At 63.8% G+C, this 16,275-nt stretch carries 13 protein-coding genes; 7 read left to right on the top strand and 6 right to left on the bottom strand.

Translation table 11 applies throughout. The annotated features are described in order from the left end of the window. Window positions 1-24 precede the first annotated feature (24 nt). Both ACIPIJ_RS13205 and ACIPIJ_RS13210 read left to right on the top strand, forming a co-directional pair. Window positions 25-1,728 (top strand): amidase, encoded by a 1,704-nt coding sequence (locus tag ACIPIJ_RS13205; RefSeq protein ID WP_401077136.1) that lies wholly within the window; start codon window positions 25-27, stop codon window positions 1,726-1,728. 141 nt (window positions 1,729-1,869) lie between these two features. Further along, complete coding sequence (locus ACIPIJ_RS13210; protein ID WP_401077138.1) at window positions 1,870-2,787, top strand: pyridoxal-phosphate dependent enzyme; 918 nt, start codon at window positions 1,870-1,872, stop codon at window positions 2,785-2,787. A 52-nt stretch (window positions 2,788-2,839) separates the two neighbouring features. On the opposite strand, the gene ACIPIJ_RS13215 is transcribed toward ACIPIJ_RS13210, so the two are convergent. Beyond that, complete coding sequence (locus ACIPIJ_RS13215) at window positions 2,840-3,298, bottom strand: metallophosphoesterase family protein (RefSeq protein WP_401077140.1); 459 nt, start codon at window positions 3,296-3,298, stop codon at window positions 2,840-2,842. Between the two features lie 236 nt (window positions 3,299-3,534). Here ACIPIJ_RS13215 and nspC point away from each other — a divergent pair, with 236 nt between their 5' ends. Together nspC and ACIPIJ_RS13225 are read left to right on the top strand one after the other, a co-directional pair. Beyond that, window positions 3,535-4,632: a carboxynorspermidine decarboxylase gene (gene nspC / locus ACIPIJ_RS13220; protein WP_401077142.1), complete on the top strand. Its 1,098-nt coding sequence runs from the start codon at window positions 3,535-3,537 to the stop codon at window positions 4,630-4,632. Window positions 4,633-4,664: 32 nt separating this feature from the next. Beyond that, window positions 4,665-5,909, top strand: a complete 1,245-nt coding sequence (locus ACIPIJ_RS13225; RefSeq protein ID WP_401077144.1) for a saccharopine dehydrogenase family protein — start codon at window positions 4,665-4,667, stop codon at window positions 5,907-5,909. A gap of 53 nt (window positions 5,910-5,962) precedes the next feature. On the opposite strand, the gene ACIPIJ_RS13230 is transcribed toward ACIPIJ_RS13225, so the two are convergent. Together ACIPIJ_RS13230 and mqo are read right to left on the bottom strand one after the other, a co-directional pair. Then, window positions 5,963-7,009, bottom strand: coding sequence for a class I SAM-dependent methyltransferase (locus ACIPIJ_RS13230; RefSeq protein ID WP_401077145.1), 1,047 nt, complete (start codon window positions 7,007-7,009; stop codon window positions 5,963-5,965). Between the two features lie 204 nt (window positions 7,010-7,213). Continuing rightward, window positions 7,214-8,794, bottom strand: a complete 1,581-nt coding sequence (gene mqo / locus ACIPIJ_RS13235; protein ID WP_401077147.1) for a malate dehydrogenase (quinone) — start codon at window positions 8,792-8,794, stop codon at window positions 7,214-7,216. A gap of 159 nt (window positions 8,795-8,953) precedes the next feature. On the opposite strand from mqo, the gene ACIPIJ_RS13240 reads away from it, so the two are divergent. The 3 genes from ACIPIJ_RS13240 (at window position 8,954) to ACIPIJ_RS13250 (ending at window position 13,348) form a co-directional block, all read left to right on the top strand. After that, a complete protein-coding gene (locus ACIPIJ_RS13240) occupies window positions 8,954-10,174 on the top strand; it encodes a putative DNA modification/repair radical SAM protein (protein ID WP_401077149.1) in 1,221 nt (406 codons plus the stop codon). Continuing rightward, window positions 10,165-11,007 carry a TIGR03915 family putative DNA repair protein gene (locus ACIPIJ_RS13245; protein ID WP_401077151.1) on the top strand — a complete coding sequence of 281 codons (843 nt, stop codon included), beginning with the start codon at window positions 10,165-10,167 and terminating at the stop codon, window positions 11,005-11,007. The genes ACIPIJ_RS13240 and ACIPIJ_RS13245 overlap by 10 nt, the downstream gene beginning before the upstream one ends. Window positions 11,008-11,233: 226 nt before the next feature. Continuing rightward, window positions 11,234-13,348 carry a TonB-dependent siderophore receptor gene (locus ACIPIJ_RS13250; RefSeq protein WP_401077570.1) on the top strand — a complete coding sequence of 705 codons (2,115 nt, stop codon included), beginning with the start codon at window positions 11,234-11,236 and terminating at the stop codon, window positions 13,346-13,348. Window positions 13,349-13,455: 107 nt separating this feature from the next. Here ACIPIJ_RS13250 and ACIPIJ_RS13255 read toward each other — a convergent pair whose 3' ends face one another. From ACIPIJ_RS13255 to ACIPIJ_RS13265, 3 genes are all read right to left on the bottom strand, one after another. Further along, window positions 13,456-14,427 (bottom strand): biotin-dependent carboxyltransferase family protein, encoded by a 972-nt coding sequence (locus tag ACIPIJ_RS13255; protein WP_401077153.1) that lies wholly within the window; start codon window positions 14,425-14,427, stop codon window positions 13,456-13,458. After that, window positions 14,424-15,311, bottom strand: a complete 888-nt coding sequence (locus ACIPIJ_RS13260; RefSeq protein WP_401077155.1) for an allophanate hydrolase subunit 1 — start codon at window positions 15,309-15,311, stop codon at window positions 14,424-14,426. The genes ACIPIJ_RS13255 and ACIPIJ_RS13260 overlap by 4 nt, the downstream gene beginning before the upstream one ends. Window positions 15,312-15,403: 92 nt before the next feature. Then, complete coding sequence (locus ACIPIJ_RS13265; protein WP_401077157.1) at window positions 15,404-16,162, bottom strand: 5-oxoprolinase subunit PxpA; 759 nt, start codon at window positions 16,160-16,162, stop codon at window positions 15,404-15,406. Between the last annotated feature and the right edge of the window lie 113 nt (window positions 16,163-16,275).

Consider the following 16,275-nt stretch of genomic DNA (forward strand, 5'->3'; position numbering starts at 1 on the left):
ACCTGCACAATTTTTGGTGAAAGCATGATCGAGGTAACCGAGGTTTCCATTGCCGAGCTGCGCGACGCGCTCGAAGCGGGCCGCACGACGGCGGTCGAGCTGGTCCAGGCCTACCTGGCGCGTATCGACGCCTACGATGGAGCCAACACCGCCACCGCCCTGAACGCCGTGGTAGTGCGCAACCCAGAAGCGCTCAAGGAGGCCGAAGCCTCCGACGCCCGCCGCGCCCGTGGCGAACTGCTCGGCCCGCTGGACGGCATCCCTTACACCGCCAAGGACAGCTACCTGGTCAAGGGCCTGACTGCCGCCTCCGGTAGCCCGGCGTTCAAGCACCTGGTCGCCCAGCGCGACGCGTTCACCGTCGAGCGCCTGCGTGCCGGCGGCGCCATCTGCCTGGGCAAGACCAACATGCCGCCCATGGCCAACGGTGGCATGCAGCGTGGCGTCTACGGCCGTGCCGAAAGCCCGTACAACGCCAACTACCTGACCGCACCGTTCGCCTCCGGCTCGTCCAACGGCGCCGGTACCGCCACTGCCGCCAGCTTCAGCGCCTTCGGCCTGGCCGAGGAAACCTGGTCGAGCGGCCGTGGCCCTGCATCGAACAACGGCCTGTGCGCCTACACCCCATCGCGCGGGGTGATCTCGGTGCGCGGCAACTGGCCGCTGACACCGACCATGGACGTCGTGGTGCCTTATGCCCGCACCATGGCCGACCTGCTGGAAATTCTCGATGTCGTGGTCGCCGACGATACTGACAAGCGCGGCGACCTGTGGCGCCTGCAGCCTTGGGTACCGATCCCGCCCGCCTCCTCGGTACGCCCGGCCTCTTACCTGGCGCTGGCCGTCGACGCCAGCGCCCTCAAGGGCAAGCGTTTCGGGGTGCCGCGCATGTACATCAATGCCGACCCTGAAGCCGGCACTTCCGAGAAGCCCGGCATCGGTGGCCCGACCGGCCAGCGCATCAACACCCGCGCTACCGTCATCGCGCTGTGGCAGCAAGCCCGCCAGGCCCTGGAAGCAGCCGGTGCCGAGGTGCTGGAAGTGGACTTCCCGCTGGTGTCCAACTGCGAAGGTGACCGCCCGGGTGCACCGACCGTGTACAACCGTGGCATCGTCAGCAAGGAATTTCTCCACGACGAGCTGTGGGAACTGTCCGGCTGGGGCTTCGACGATTTCCTGCGCGCCAACAACGACCCCACGCTCAACCGCCTGGCGGACGTCGATGGCCCGCAGATCTTCCCCCACGACCCCGGCACGCTGCCCAACCGTGAGGACGACCTGGCCGCCGGCATGGACGAATACGTCAACATGGCCAAGCGCGGCCTGAAGGCCTGGGACCAGATCGAAACCCTGCCCGACGGCCTGCGCGGGCTGGAAAAAACCCGCAAGCTGGACCTCGAAGACTGGATGGACGCCCAAGGCCTGGACGCGGTGCTGTTCCCCACCGTGGCAGACGTGGGCCCAGCCGATGCCGACGTCAACCCGGCGTCGGCGGATATCGCCTGGAGCAACGGTATCTGGGTGGCCAACGGCAACCTCGCCATCCGCCACCTGGGCGTGCCGACCGTGACGGTGCCAATGGGTGTGATGGCCGACATCGGCATGCCCGCAGGCCTGACCTTCGCTGGCCGCGCCTACAGCGACAACAACCTGTTGCGCTTTGCCGCAGCCTTCGAGGCGACCGGCTCGCGCCGCGTGATCCCGCCGCGTACACCTGCTTTGGGGTGATTTTGCGCTGAAGATTTGCGCCGTTGCGAATATCGAGCGCCGCCCGCGCGGCGCTCGATTTCAACTTCACCGCACATTCAACGACATACCTCTCGCCGCCCGCGTTACCATCGAGCTCTAACTGAAGCATGGAGCGACACGATGACCCTGCATATCCACACCCCCCTGATCGAATCCCGCCCGCTGTCGCAGGCCGCCGGCTGTGCCGTCTGGCTCAAGCTCGACGCCTTGCAGCCTTGTGGCTCGTTCAAGCTGCGCGGGGTGGGCCATGCCTGCGAAGTCCACCATGCCCGTGGCGCGCGCCACTTCGTTTCTTCGTCGGGTGGCAACGCCGGCCTGGCGGTGGCCTACGCAGGCCGCAAACTGGGCGTGCCGGTGACCGTGGTGGTGCCGGAAACCACCACGGCGCGGGCCAAGGAACTATTGCACCAGGAAGACGCCAAGGTAGTGGTGCATGGCAGTTCGTGGCAGGAGGCCAACGCGCTGGCACAAACCCTGGTCGGGCCGCACGATGCCTTCATCCACCCGTTCGATGACCCGCTGCTGTGGGCGGGGCATGCGAGCCTGGTCGATGAAGTCGCCGCTACCGGCTACAAGCCCGATGCGGTGGTGCTGTCGGTGGGCGGCGGCGGCCTGCTCAGTGGTGTGGTCGAAGGGCTCAAGCGCAATGGCTGGGATGATGTGCCGGTATTGGCGGTGGAGACCCAAGGCGCAGCCTCGCTGCATGCTGCAGTGCAAGCAGGGCATCCGGTGGAGCTGGAACGCCTGGCTTCGGTAGCGACCTCGCTGGGCGCCAAGCGTGTTGCCGACCAGGCCTTGGCATGCACGCGCGAACACCCGGTGCAGAGTGTTCTGGTCAGTGATCGCGCAGCGCTCGAGGCGTGCGAGCGGTTTCTGGCGGACCATCGGGTGCTGGTGGAGCCGGCCTGCGGGGCGGCACTGGCGGTGGCTTACAACGCGCAGCAGCTGGCTGATTACAGCAATGTGCTGATCGTGGTTTGCGGGGGCGCGACGGCGACGCTGGGGCAGATCCAGGCGTGGTTGAAGCAGGTCGACTGATATTGCCTGTCCCGGCCTCATCGCGGGCAAGCCCGCGATGAGGCCGGAACTGTCAATCCAGCAACCGAATGATCCGCGGTACCAGCCTCTCCCCCTCGATCTCGATCACCGCCACCGTCACCGCCAACTTGAACCGCCGAGGCCCCGCACTCCCTGGGTTGAGATAGAGCCGCCCGTCCCGCCAGTCGATCAGCGGCTTGTGCGAGTGACCGGTAATCACTACCCGCACCGCCTCATCCAGGTCGGCCGGCACATCGGCAATGTCGTGCACCAGCAACGTCTGCCAGCCGCCCATCTCGAAGCGCAACGCATCGGCCAACTGCGCCGCCCAAGGCAGTTTCACATCGTTGTTGCCCCGCACGATCTGCAACGGTGCCAGTGCCTCGAGCACCTCGATGACCTCGGGTTTGCCGATATCCCCCGCATGCACAATCAACTCGCAGCCGAGCAGCGCCTCTACCGCCTCTGGGCGCAGCAAGCCGTGGGTGTCGGAGATTACGCCAACCTTCATGCATCGCTCCTGTACGCGCCTGATCGGTAACAGCTACTCATCGGATTCTCCTTCCTCTGCGCAGCCGGTGATTAGGATGTTCACACAGCCCTGTTGCAATGAGCCCGCCGCAAACGGATAAATTCCCGCCCAACGGCAAACACCGCGACGAAATGCATATCTCACCCTTTCGATATGCGGCAAGTGAAGGCACAATGCGTGTCCTTTTTTTGGCCGGCCTGGCCGGGGGCCTTTAAATGATCAAGACGCCGTACTACCTCATCGATAAAACCAAGCTGCTGAGCAACATGGAGAAGATCGCCTACGTGCGCGAACACTCCGGTGCCAAGGCGCTGCTCGCCCTGAAGTGCTTCGCCACCTGGTCGGTGTTCGACCTGATGCAGCAGTACATGGACGGCACCACCTCTTCGTCGCTGTTCGAGCTCAAGCTTGGCCGCCAGAAGTTCGCCGGTGAGACCCATGCCTACAGCGTGGCGTGGGCCGACGACGAAGTCGAGGAGATGCTCGAGAACTGCGACAAGATCATCTTCAACTCGATCGGCCAGCTGCAGCGCTTCGCCGAACAATCCGAAGGCAAGGTGCGCGGCCTGCGCGTCAACCCGCAGGTGAGCAGCTCCGACTACCTGCTGGCCGACCCGGCCCGCCCGTTCAGCCGCCTTGGCGAATGGGACCCGGAGAAGATCGAAAAAGTCATCGAGCAGATCTCCGGCTTCATGTTCCACAACAACTGCGAGAACGGTGACTTCGGCCTGTTCGACAAGATGCTCACGCACATCGAAGAGCGCTTTGGCCACCTGCTGCACAAGGTCGAGTGGGTCAGCCTGGGTGGCGGCATCCACTTCACTGGCGAAGGCTATGCCGTCGATGCGTTCTGCGCGCGCCTCAAAGCCTTCTCGGAACAATACGGCGTACAGGTCTACCTGGAGCCGGGCGAAGCCGCCATCACCAACAGCGCCTCGCTGGAAGTGACAGTGCTCGACACCCTGTACAACGGCAAGCACCTGGCCGTGGTCGACAGCTCGATCGAAGCGCACCTGCTCGACCTGCTGATCTACCGCCTCAACGCCAAGATGGCCCCCAACGATGGCGAGCACACCTACATGGTCTGTGGCAAATCGTGCCTGGCCGGTGACATCTTCGGCGAGTATCAATTCGACCGCCCGCTGGCTATCGGCGATCGCCTGTCGTTCATCGACACGGCGGGTTACACGATGGTCAAGAAAAACTGGTTCAACGGTCTGAAAATGCCATCCATCGCGGTCAAGCAGCTCGACGGCAGCGTCGAAGTGGTGCGCGAGTTTGGTTTCGAAGACTACGTTTCCAGCCTGTCGTAAGACCGGCTTTCAAGTAAGGAGCAAGGGATAAATTGAAGAAGAACGTTCTTATCATTGGTGCAGGAGGTGTCGCCAAGGTGGTGGCCCACAAGTGCGCGCAGCATAACGACGAACTCGGTCGTATTGCCATTGCGTCGCGGAACATCTCCAAATGCCAGGCCATCATCGACAGCGTCAAGGCCAAGGGTAGCCTCAAGGTACCCGCCGACATCCAGGCCTTCTCGCTCAATGCCCTCGATGTCGAGACAACCAAGGCCCTGATCCGCGAGACCGAATCGCAGATCGTGATCAACGTGGGCTCCGCCTTCCTCAACATGTCGGTGCTGCGTGCCTGCATCGATACCGGTGTCGCCTACCTGGACACCGCCATCCACGAAGAGCCGGGCAAGATCTGCGAGACCCCGCCGTGGTACGGCAACTACGAGTGGAAACACCTCGAAGAGTGCCAAGAAAAGAACATTACCGCCATTCTCGGCGTCGGTTTCGACCCGGGTGTGGTGAACAGCTACGCAAAACTTGCGCAGCAACAGTATTTCGACAGCATTGATTCGATCGACATTCTCGACGTCAATGCCGGTTCGCATGGCAAGTACTTCGCCACCAACTTCGACCCGGAAATCAACTTCCGTGAGTTCACCGGGCAAGTCTGGAGCTGGCAGAACAGCCAGTGGACCAGCAACACCATGTTCGAAGTCAAGCGTACCGACGACCTGCCGGTGGTTGGCTCGCAAAACCTGTACCTGACGGGGCACGACGAGGTCCATTCGATCTCGAAGAACCTGAACGTACCGAACGTGCGCTTCTGGATGAGCTTCGGCGAGCACTACATCAATGTGTTCACCGTGCTGAAAAACCTTGGCCTGCTCTCCGAGCAGCCGGTCAAGACCGCCGAGGGCCTGGAAGTGGTACCGCTGAAGGTAGTCAAGGCCGTGCTGCCAGACCCGGCGTCGCTGGCCCCGGGCTACACCGGCAAGACCTGCATCGGTGACCTGGTCAAGGGCACCAAGGATGGTCAGCCGCGCGAAGTGTTCATCTACAACGTGGCCGACCACGAAGAAGCCTACGCCGAGACCGACAGCCAGGGTATCTCCTACACCGCCGGTGTACCGCCAGTGGCTGCGGCCCTGCTGGTCGCCCGTGGCGAGTGGGATGCCAAGCGCATGGTCAACGTCGAGGAGCTGCCAGCCGAGCCGTTCCTCAAGGCGCTGGACGTCATGGGCCTGCCGACCCGTGTGAAAGATGAAAAAGGCGATCGTCCATGGGACGCTGAGGCCTAAGCAGCAAGACGAAGGGGCGCCATTAGGGCGCCCCTTCTTTTTGCCTGAACCGGCTACTTCCGGGCTTCGAGAATGAGGTTGAACGGCGTCTGCGTCGCCCGCCGAAACTGCCTGAACCCCGCCTCCTCGAACACCGCCCGCAAGCGCGCCTCCCCGGCCTGCGCGCCCAAGCCCAGCCCCACTTCCTGCGACAGCGAATTCGGCGTGCAAATAAACGTCGAGGCGGCATAGAACAGGCGCCCGACCGGCGTCAGGTTGCCGTCCAGCGAATCTTCGGCATAGGGTTCCACCAGCATCACCGTACCGTCGGCCTTCAACGCCTGGTAGGCATGCCGGGCAGCGCCGACCGGGTCGCCCATGTCATGCAGGCAATCGAAGAAGCACACCAGGTCATGGTCATGCCCTGGGTAGTCCTTGGCTGAAGCCTGCTGGAAGCTTACCCGCTGCGCCAGCCCCGCCTCGCGCGCGCGCTCGCTGGCGGTGGCGATTGACGGCGCGTGGTAGTCGTAGCCGATGAACGTCGATGCCGGAAACGCCTGGGCCATCACCAGCGTCGAAGCTCCATGCCCGCAACCGACATCCGCCACCTTGGCACCTGCCTGCAGCTTGCCGACCACACCCTCAAGCGCCGGCAGCCAGTCCGCCACCAAGAAGGTGCGGTAACCGGGCCGGAAGAACCGCTCGGTGCCGCTGAACATGCACGGGTGATGGTCGCCCCAGGCCAGCCCGCCGTCACCGCGCATGGCCGCCACCAGCTTGTCCTTGTCGTGGAACAGCGCAGCCACCACCGCCGCGCCACCGGCCATGTAGGCCGGTGAATCCTCCAGCGCCAATGCCATGGCCTGTTCCTCGGGCAGCACGAAACTGCCCTGCTCATGCACCATGTAGCCCGACGCCGCCTGGGCGTTGAGCCATTCGCGCACCAGCCGCGGGTGGCAGCCGGTCTTGGCCGCGAGCGCTTCGGGAGTTGTCGGTTGGCTGTCGGCCATGGCACGGTACAACCCCAGCTCGTCGCCGAGAATCACATTGGCCAGGGTCGCCGCAGCGCCCATGTCGCCGACCAGCTTGCCCATGAAATCGTGGAGCCTTGCCTCGTCCATGACCTGCCCTCCTCTGCAAGAAGGCCACCGTCAGCGAGGGATGTCCGGTCCGGGGTAGCGGTGGTCGGATGAATGGTGGGGGCTCGCCGCAATGAGAGCAGCGGCGGGCTGTTTGTAAGTTTAGATTTAGTTCGAGCGCCGCGCGGGCGGCGCTCGATTCACGTTACCGATGAAAATACCGAGGCGAGCCCACGAGCGACCACGCTACTGTGCATCCATACCCGCGCCCGCCGGGTTCAGTTGCAGCACCTCATTGGTATACGCCCACTCCTTCAGCACCTCGTCGGGATGATCATTCAGGCGCAGACCATAAGACGGAATGATCTGTTTGATCTTGGCCTGCCAGTCCGGCGAAGCCAGCTTGTCCTTGAACACCTTGCCCATCAGGTCGAGCATGATCGGCGGCGCCGTCGAAGCGCCCGGCGACGCCCCGAGCAGGCCGGCAATGCTGCCATCCTTGGACGTCACCACTTCAGTGCCCAGTTTGAGCACACCGCCCTGGCTGTCGTCCTTCTTGATGATCTGCACCCGCTGCCCGGCCTGCCACAGGCGCCAGTCTTCCTTCTTCGCCTCCGGGAAGTAAGTGCGCAAGGCTTCGAAACGATCGTCATCCGATTGCAGCACCTGGCCGATCAGGTACTGCACCAGGTCGAACTCGCGCAACCCCACCCGTACCATCGGCCAGGTGTTGTGCACACTCACGCTGGCGAACAGGTCGAGCAGCGAGCCCTGCTTGAGGAATTTGGTTGAGAAGGTCGCAAACGGCCCGAACAGGATCATCCGCTTGCCGTCGAGCACGCGGGTGTCCAGGTGCGGTACCGACATCGGCGGCGCGCCGGACGCGGCAATGCCGTAGGCCTTGGCCATGTGCTGCTGGGCGATGGCCGGGTTGTCGGTCACCAGGAACGAGCCGCCCACCGGGAAGCCAGCATAATCCTTGGCTTCATCGATGCCCGATTTCTGCAGCAACGGCAGTGCCGCGCCGCCGGCGCCGATGAACAGGAACTTGGCATCGGTGCTGGCCTTGTTGCCGTCCTTCAGGTTCTTGTACTCGACATGCCACGAGCCGTCATCGTTACGGCTGATGCTTTCGACCTCGCTGGACAGCTTCAGGTCGAAGTTCGGCCGGGTCTGCAGATAACCCACGTACTGGCGGGTGATCTCGCCGAAGTTGACGTCGGTGCCGATCGGCGTCCAGGTCACGGCCAGCTTCTGGTTGGGGTCGCGGCCCGCCATCATCAACGGCACCCATTTGGTGATCTGTGCGTGGTCCTCGGAGTACTGCATGGGTTTGAACAGCGGGCTGGCTTGCAATGCCTCGTAGCGTTTTTTCAGGAAACGGATGTTGTCATCGCCCCAGACGAAGCTCATGTGCGGGGTGGTGTTGATGAAGGAATGCGGGTTCTTCAGCACGCCCTGCTTGACCTGCCAGGCGAGGAACTGGCGGGTGATCTGGAACGACTCGTTGATCTCCACCGCCTTGCTGATGTCGATCTTGCCGTCTTTTTCCGGGGTGTAATTGAGTTCTGCCAGCGCCGAGTGGCCGGTACCGGCGTTGTTCCAGCCGTTGGAGCTTTCCTCGGCGACCTTGTCCAGCCGTTCGACCATCTGCATCGACCAGCCTGGCTCCAGCTCGTTGAGCCAGACCGCCAGGGTCGAGCTCATGATGCCCCCGCCCACCAGCAGCACATCGACCTTCTTGCTCTCGGCCGCCTGGGCGTTGAGCATGCCGAAAGTCAGCATCAGGCCAGCCAGGGCAAGCTTCGACTTGTGCGTGATGTTCATGTTCTCTCCCGCTGCGTTGCTGTTCGTAAAGTCCAGCACAAGCTTAGCTGACGGATTTGCTCGGGTATGGGCCTTGTTCGGGCGCCGTCGATCGCCGCCTCTTGCAATCAGCGGCGTCTCAAAATACTGTATGAATAATCAGTACAGCGAGACAACCCCATGCAACTCATCGCCAAGCTCGGGATCCTTGCCGACGCCGCCAAGTATGACGCCTCCTGCGCCAGCAGCGGCGCACCGAAACGCAGCTCGCGCGGCAGTGAAGGCCTGGGCGCTACCGATGGCATGGGCATCTGCCACAGCTACACCCCTGACGGCCGTTGCGTCTCGCTGCTCAAGGTGCTGCTGACCAACTTCTGCCTGTACGACTGCCAATACTGCGTCAATCGTCGCTCCAGCAACGTGCCGCGGGCGCGCTTCACGCCCGAGGAAGTGGTGCGCCTGACCTTGGACTTCTACCGGCGCAACTGCATCAGTGGCCTGTTCCTCAGCTCGGGCATCATCCGCTCGGCCGACTACACCATGGAGCAGTTAATCCGTGTGGCTCGCCTGCTGCGCGAGACGCACAACTTCCGCGGCTATATTCACCTCAAGACCATTCCCGACGCCGACCCGCTGCTGATCGAAGAAGCCGGGCGCCTGGCCGACCGCCTCAGCGTCAACATCGAACTGCCCACCGATGCCAGCCTCAAGCGCCTGGCCCCGGAAAAGCACGCACACACCATTCGCCAGGCCATGGCGGTCATCCACCAGGGCCAGCAGGCCGTGGCCGGTGAACCGAAAGCGCCGCGCTTCACCCCTGCTGGGCAGAGCACCCAAGTGATCGTCGGGGCCGATGCCACCGACGACAGCACGCTGCTGCGCAACGCCGAGTCGCTGTACCGGGGCTACGGGCTCAAGCGCGTGTATTACTCGGCCTTCAGCCCGATCCCCGACAGCCCTGGCAGCGTGCCGCTGGCGGCCCCGCCGCTGCTGCGCGAGCACCGGCTGTACCAGGCAGACTTCCTGTTGCGCGGCTACGGCTACCAGGCTGGCGAGCTGCTTGGCGAGGCCGGCAACCTGGCCTTGGACATCGACCCGAAGCTGGCCTGGGCGCTGGCCAACCGCGAGGTGTTCCCGCTGGATGTGAACCGCGCCGAACCCGCGCTGCTAGCCCGCATCCCCGGCATCGGCCTGCGCAGCGTGCAGCGGCTGGTGGCGCTGCGCCGCGAACGGCGGGTGCGCTACGATGACCTGATCCAGCTGCGCTGCGTGCTCGACAAGGCGCGGCCGTTCATCATCACCAGCGACTATCGCCCGGCCCAGGGGGAACTGCGCAGCGGCCTGCTGCGGGCGCGCCTGCGTGAGCCGCAAGCCCCGGTGCAGATGGGGTTGTGGGGGTGATCGCGCTCGAGTGCGACGACCTTTTCGCCACCTGGCGTGACCAGGCCCGTACGCTGCTTGGCCACGGCATCGACCCGGCTCAGGTGAGCTGGGTACAGGGCCCTATCGACGACCTCTTGGCGGTACCGACAGCGCTGCCTGACGCCCCTGGCCCTTTCCGTGCCAAGGTGCCAGCAGCGCTGTTGAGCCTGCTGGAGCAGGCCGCGCGCTACCGTGGCGAGCAGCGCTGGAACCTGCTGTACGAAGTGCTCTGGCGCGTTGCCCATGGAGACCGCACGGCGATGCTCGCCGGTGACCGCCTGGGCAGCGAACTGCACCGGCGCATCAAGCAGGTCAGCCGCGAAGCGCACCACCTGCATGCGTTCGTGCGGTTTGTGCCGTTACCGGATGCACTTGCCGAACAGTTGCAACTGGACCTGGTGGCTTATCACGAGCCGGCCCATGACATTCTGCACAGTGCCAGCGGGCACTTCGCCGACCGCTTGGGGCGCCAGCGCTGGTTGATTGCCACGCCGCAGGACGGCATTCGATTCGATGGCCAGGCTTTCGATTATCAGCGCAATTGTCCGCAAAATTGGCGGGAATGGGCTCGCAATGCCGATGACCCAGGTGCCGAATTATGGCGTACCTACTACCGACATACCTTCAACCCCGCCCGCCTCAATCCGGATGCCCTGCGCCTGCACATGCCCGGGCGCTTCTGGCGGCATTTGCCGGAGGGGATGCTGATTCCACAGCTTGAAGGGTTGGCCCGTCAGGGTAAGCAACGCGACGGTCAAGCGGTTGAAGTCGCTGGTCAGCGAGGCAAGCAGATCACCCGTTCGGCGCCCTGAAGGGGGTCGCCACTGGCGGCAGCTGCTCTACTGCGCGCCACGAATGTGAAAAAAACGTAAAAAATCTGGCATACCAGACTTTCACGGGGCGACAAATCCTGACACACTAATTGCTAATCGTTCTCATACATACTTTCAATAACGTTTAGCAGCGCACAGGAACCCGCCCCTCATGCCGTCGTCTCTCGCGCCCACGCGCCCCTTCCCCGCCCGCAACCTGCTCGCCATGGCCGTGTGCATGGCCATCGTCGCCCCGGCCCTGGCCGAAGACGACCAGCCAGCCACCCTGGAACTGGGCGCCACCGAGATCAGCTCCAACCAGCTGGGCAGCACAACCGAGGGCTCTAAATCCTACACCACCGGTTCCATGTCAACGGCCACCAAGCTGCCGCTGAGCCTGCGTGAAACCCCGCAGGCGGTCACCGTGATGACCCGCCAGCGCATGGACGACCAGGCGATGACCAGCATCAACGACGTGGTCAAGGCAACGCCGGGGCTGTACCTCGACTATTCCAATGGCCCTGGTCGGCAGGCCTATTCTTCGCGTGGCTTCGACATCGACAACCTGATGTACGACGGCATCCCCAGTGGCTACCAAGGCTGGACGGTCGGCGCGCAACCCAACCTGGCCATGTTCGACCGCGTCGAGATCGTGCGGGGTGCGACAGGCCTGGTGACCGGCTCCGGCAACCCCTCGGCGGCGATCAACCTGGTGCGCAAGCGCCCGCTGGCCGAGCAGAAGGTCACCCTGACCGGCGCCGCCGGCAGCTGGGACAACTACCGCGGTGAAATCGATGCCTCCAGCCCGCTCAACGACAGCGGCACGCTGCGTGGCCGGGTGGTGGCGTCCTACCGTGATGCCAACAGTTTTGTCGACGATGTGGAGGAAGACCACGGCCTGTTCTACGCCGTCACCGAGGCAGACCTGTCCGAAGACACCACGCTGACCCTCGGTTTCTCTCATCAGAAGGACAAGACCAATTACTTCTGGGGCGCCATGCCCACGGCGCTGGACGGACACCACATGGGCTTCTCGCGTTCTTACAACCCAGGCAGCGACTGGGAGAACAAGGACCAGGAGATCAATACCGTCTTCGCCGAAGTGCGCCAGCGCCTGGCCAACGACTGGAAGCTGCAGGTCAACGCCAACTATTCCCAGCAGGACGCCACCTTCACCGGTTCCTACCAGTCGCGCTGGGCCGGGCTGGATGCACCGCTGTCGCGCACCGCCTACCAGTCCAAGCACCAGGAAAACCAGGCCGGCGTGGATGGCTTCGTCAGCGGCCCATTCGAAGCCTTCGGCCGCACCCACGAACTGGTGGTGGGTGCCAGCAAGCGCATCTACGACATGGACACGCGCAACTACAGCCCATACGACACCAACTGGCCGCTCAATGCCGGCAAGCCGAACTTCGTGCACACCGGCAACACCCGCGAAGTCACCACCCAGGAAGGCGTGTACATGACCACCCGCCTGAGCCTGGCAGACCCGCTGAAACTCATCCTCGGTGGCCGGCTGGACTGGTACGACTATGACAACAAGGAAAGCGCCACCGCCGACTACAAGGTCACCCGCAATGTCACCCGCTTCGCCGGCCTGATCTACGACCTGGACGACCACCACTCGGTGTATGTCAGCTACAGCGACATCTTCAACCCGCAGAGCTACAAGGATGCCTCCGGCAGCCCGGTCAAGCCGATCGACGGCAAGAACTATGAGATCGGTGTGAAGGGCGAGTATTTCGACGGCGCATTGAACGCCAGCATTGCATTGTTCCGTATCGACCAGGAAAACCGCGCCGTCTCGCAGACGGACCTGGCCGGGTGTGTCGACCCTACCAACTGCTACGTCGCCTCCGGCGAGGTGCGCAGCCAAGGTATCGACATGGAACTGCAAGGTGCACTGACCCGTAACTGGCAGGTGGGTGCCGGCTACACCTATGCCCGCGCCCACACCATCAAGGACGCTGCCAACCCGGGCAACGTGAACCAGCGCTTCGACACCGATACCCCGGAGCACATGTTCAAACTGACCACCACCTACCGCTTCGAAGGCCCACTGGAGAAGTTGCGCGTCGGTGGCAACATTGCCTGGCAGAGCCGCATCTACAACGATTTCACGGTTGCCGATGGCAGCGAGTACCGCTTGATCCAGGGTTCGTATGCGGTCACCGACCTGATGGCCGGCTACCAGGTCAACAAGAACCTGGACCTGCAGCTCAACGCCAACAACGTGTTTGATCGCAAGTACTACTCGGCAGTGGCCAGCTCGGTGAGCTATGCGGGCGACACCTGGGGCGCACCGCGCAACATGATGCTGACGGCCAAGTACAGTTTCTAAGGCCCAGGGGCTGCCCTGCAGCCCATCGCCGGCAAGCCGGCTCCTACAGGCGCCCTACCGCCCTTGTAGGAAGGCTTGCCCGCGATGAGGCCCGTGAAGCGACACATTCAGCTGAACAACTTGCCCAGACACCCCAATTTCTTCTTGTACGACCGCCGCGCCTCCAGCGCCTGATCCATGCTCACAGGCAAGAACCGCGCCTGCTGGTTCGGCTGCATCTGCCCGATCAAGTCCAGGTCCGCACTGATCACCGTACCGATCATGGCATACCCCCCACCCGACACCGCATCACGGTGCAGAATGATCGGCTCCAGCCCGGCCGGCACCTGGATCGAACCGATCGGGTAGCAGCTGTCGACGATGTTTGAAGGGTCCGATCCCGCACCAAACGGCTGCTCACGCGGCTGGAAACCCAATGCGCTACCGCCCCGGTAGCGGTAACCAATCCGATCAGCTTCGGAACCGACGGTCCAGGCATCGGTGAAGAAGCTTTTCGCCGCCGCTTCGGTCAGGCGATGGAAGTACAAGCCCGGCCCCACCCGCAACACCACTTCACCGCCCAATGCCTGGCGCAGGGCCATCGGCAAGCTGGCACCGGCACGGGTCTTGCCGCTGGGCACGCCGACCGGCAGCACATCACCGGCCACCAGCTTGCGCCCGTGGTAACCGCCGAGCGCGCCCAACGCGTACGTAGACCGGCTGCCCAGCACCTGCGGCACATCGATACCGCCCGCTACTGCAATGTAGGCACGCGCCCCTGCCGTGGGGAAGGCAAAGCGCAGCACCTGCCCGGCCCTGACGGCGAATGCGGTATCAGGCCGCTGCTCACGGCCATCGAGCAGCGCCGGCATCTGCGCGCCGCAGACCGCCACCAAGGCGTCCTGGGTAAATTCAAGCTCCGGTCCCACCAGCGCACACTCGAGCCCAGCCGCACCTGCCGGGTTGCCGACCAACTGATTGGCCGCGCACAAGGCATACTGATCGAGCGCGCCGGACGGTGGGATACCGAGGTGGTAATAGCCTTCGCGGCCTAGGTCCTGCACCGTGGTCGCCAGGCCAGGTTTGCGTACCTTGATCATGCCAGCACCTCCTGCAGCGACTTGGGATAGCCGACCGGGTCGGCGAGGAATGCATCCAGGGAGAATTCCACCGGGCGAACGCGCAGGTCGAAGCGGCCGTCCTCGACATCCGCCACCGCCTGGTCGTAGGCCTGGCGATCGATGGGCTTGAACTGCACGATGTCGCCTGGGCGGAAGAACACCATGTGCTCTTTCAGGTAATTCAGGGACTGCTGCGGGTCGTAGATCGGTGCCGGGGTGACGCCGAACATCTGGTAGCCCCCTGCCCCGCGCACCGAGTAGATGCAACCGAAGCAACCACCGTGGCCGAGGGTCAGCTTCGGCGTGTCGGTGCGTGGGCGCAGGTACTTGGGCACCTGCAACTGGCGCTCGCGCTCGACCATCTGGAACATGAACGGCAGGCCGGCAACGAAGCCGACCATCGACACGAACCACGGCGCGCCACTGTGCGCGGCGATGAACGCTTCGACGTCGGCCAGGCCGTTGATGCGCGCGGCGTATTCCAGGTCGGTGCTGTGCGGGTCCTGGTGGCGGTCGCGAAAACGCATCAAGGTTTCATGCGTCCAGGGGTCGTTGTACAGCACCGGGATCTCGATGATGCGGGTGTGCAACGAGCGCTCGGCGACAGCCCCGGCTTCGGCGCCGCGCACGGCCTCGAGCAGGGCTTCGGGGGCAATGCGGTCGGGGTCGAAACGGATCTGGAACGAGGCGTTGGCCAGGCAGATATCGAGCACGCCTTCAAGCGCCAGGCGCTCCACCGCGCGGGTGACGGCCATGCCCTTGAAGAAAGCCTCCAGCGACATGCTGTCGCTGACCTCGGCAAACAGGTGCTCGTCGGCACCGAAGCTGTAGCGGATCGGGGTACTGGCAAGCGGCTCGGCCATGTCTGCTCCTTTTTTGGAATCGTTATCGTAAGGCAGGCAAAAACAATGCTGTGCTGGGGTACCGGTGTCTGAGCACCGGGTGCCCGTGAAACTCAGCGCGGCGTGCGCACCGCGATGCCGGCAGCATCCAGTGCCGCACGGGTGGCCTCGACCAGACAGAGTGCGCCAGGGGTATCGCTGTGCAGGCAAATGGAATCGAACGCGATGGCCAGGTCCTGCCCTTCGACCGTGCGCACCACGCCTTCGCGGCAGGCGCGCAGCACACGCTCAGCGACCGCCTGCGGTTCGTAGCCACGCACATTGCGGGTAAAGACGATGGAGCCGCTGAGGTCGTATTCGCGGTCCGCGTAGAACTCGCGCACCACCGGCTGGCCCAGTTCCTGGGCAACGCGGCAGATCACCGAGCCGGGCATGCAGTACAGCAGCAGCTCAGGCTCGATCACTCGCAGGTTCTGCACCAGCAACCGCGCGGCTTCTTCGTCGCGGGCCAGGTGCATGTACAGCGCACCGTGCGGTTTGATGTGCTGCAGGCGCACGCCCTGCGCACGGGCGATTTCACGCAGCGCGCCCAGTTGATAAAGCATGTCGTCGACCAGCTCCTGGGCCGGGGCATTGATGTGCCGGCGGCCGAAACCGACCAGGTCACGAAAGCCCGGGTGGGCGCCGACCGCCACGCCCAGTGCCTTGGCGCGTTCGACGGTGCGGCGCATGGTGCCGGGGTCGCCGGCATGGAAGCCGGTGGCGACATTGGCCGAGCTGATGAAGGCCATCAGTTCGTTGTCGACACCGTCGCCGATGGTCCACGGGCCGAAGCCCTCGCCCATGTCCGAGTTGAAGTCTACTGCCTGCATGCCTGCTCTCCGGGTACTTGTGACGGTGTTAAGGCCACGTTAGATTCTCCCCAGCCCCTTGGGAAGATCTATAAACAGATAGGGTGTCTTCTGAAAAACAGATACCTTGGAGT

Origin of the sequence: Pseudomonas sp. NPDC087185 (assembly GCF_044744955.1) — a bacterium.
GTDB lineage: Bacteria > Pseudomonadota > Gammaproteobacteria > Pseudomonadales > Pseudomonadaceae > Aquipseudomonas.

Bases quoted from the DNA above. Each gene is read 5' to 3' on its own strand.
- ACIPIJ_RS13205 (WP_401077136.1), top strand. From the start codon at position 25: ATGATCGAGGTAACCGAGGTTTCCATTGCCGAGCTGCGCGACGCGCTC.
- ACIPIJ_RS13210 (WP_401077138.1), top strand. From the start codon at position 1,870: ATGACCCTGCATATCCACACCCCCCTGATCGAATCCCGCCCGCTGTCG.
- ACIPIJ_RS13215 (WP_401077140.1), bottom strand. From the start codon at position 3,298: ATGAAGGTTGGCGTAATCTCCGACACCCACGGCTTGCTGCGCCCAGAG.
- nspC (WP_401077142.1), top strand. From the start codon at position 3,535: ATGATCAAGACGCCGTACTACCTCATCGATAAAACCAAGCTGCTGAGC.
- ACIPIJ_RS13230 (WP_401077145.1), bottom strand. From the start codon at position 7,009: ATGGACGAGGCAAGGCTCCACGATTTCATGGGCAAGCTGGTCGGCGAC.
- mqo (WP_401077147.1), bottom strand. From the start codon at position 8,794: ATGAACATCACGCACAAGTCGAAGCTTGCCCTGGCTGGCCTGATGCTG.
- ACIPIJ_RS13240 (WP_401077149.1), top strand. From the start codon at position 8,954: ATGCAACTCATCGCCAAGCTCGGGATCCTTGCCGACGCCGCCAAGTAT.
- ACIPIJ_RS13250 (WP_401077570.1), top strand. From the start codon at position 11,234: ATGGCCGTGTGCATGGCCATCGTCGCCCCGGCCCTGGCCGAAGACGAC.
- ACIPIJ_RS13255 (WP_401077153.1), bottom strand. From the start codon at position 14,427: ATGATCAAGGTACGCAAACCTGGCCTGGCGACCACGGTGCAGGACCTA.
- ACIPIJ_RS13260 (WP_401077155.1), bottom strand. From the start codon at position 15,311: ATGGCCGAGCCGCTTGCCAGTACCCCGATCCGCTACAGCTTCGGTGCC.
- ACIPIJ_RS13265 (WP_401077157.1), bottom strand. From the start codon at position 16,162: ATGCAGGCAGTAGACTTCAACTCGGACATGGGCGAGGGCTTCGGCCCG.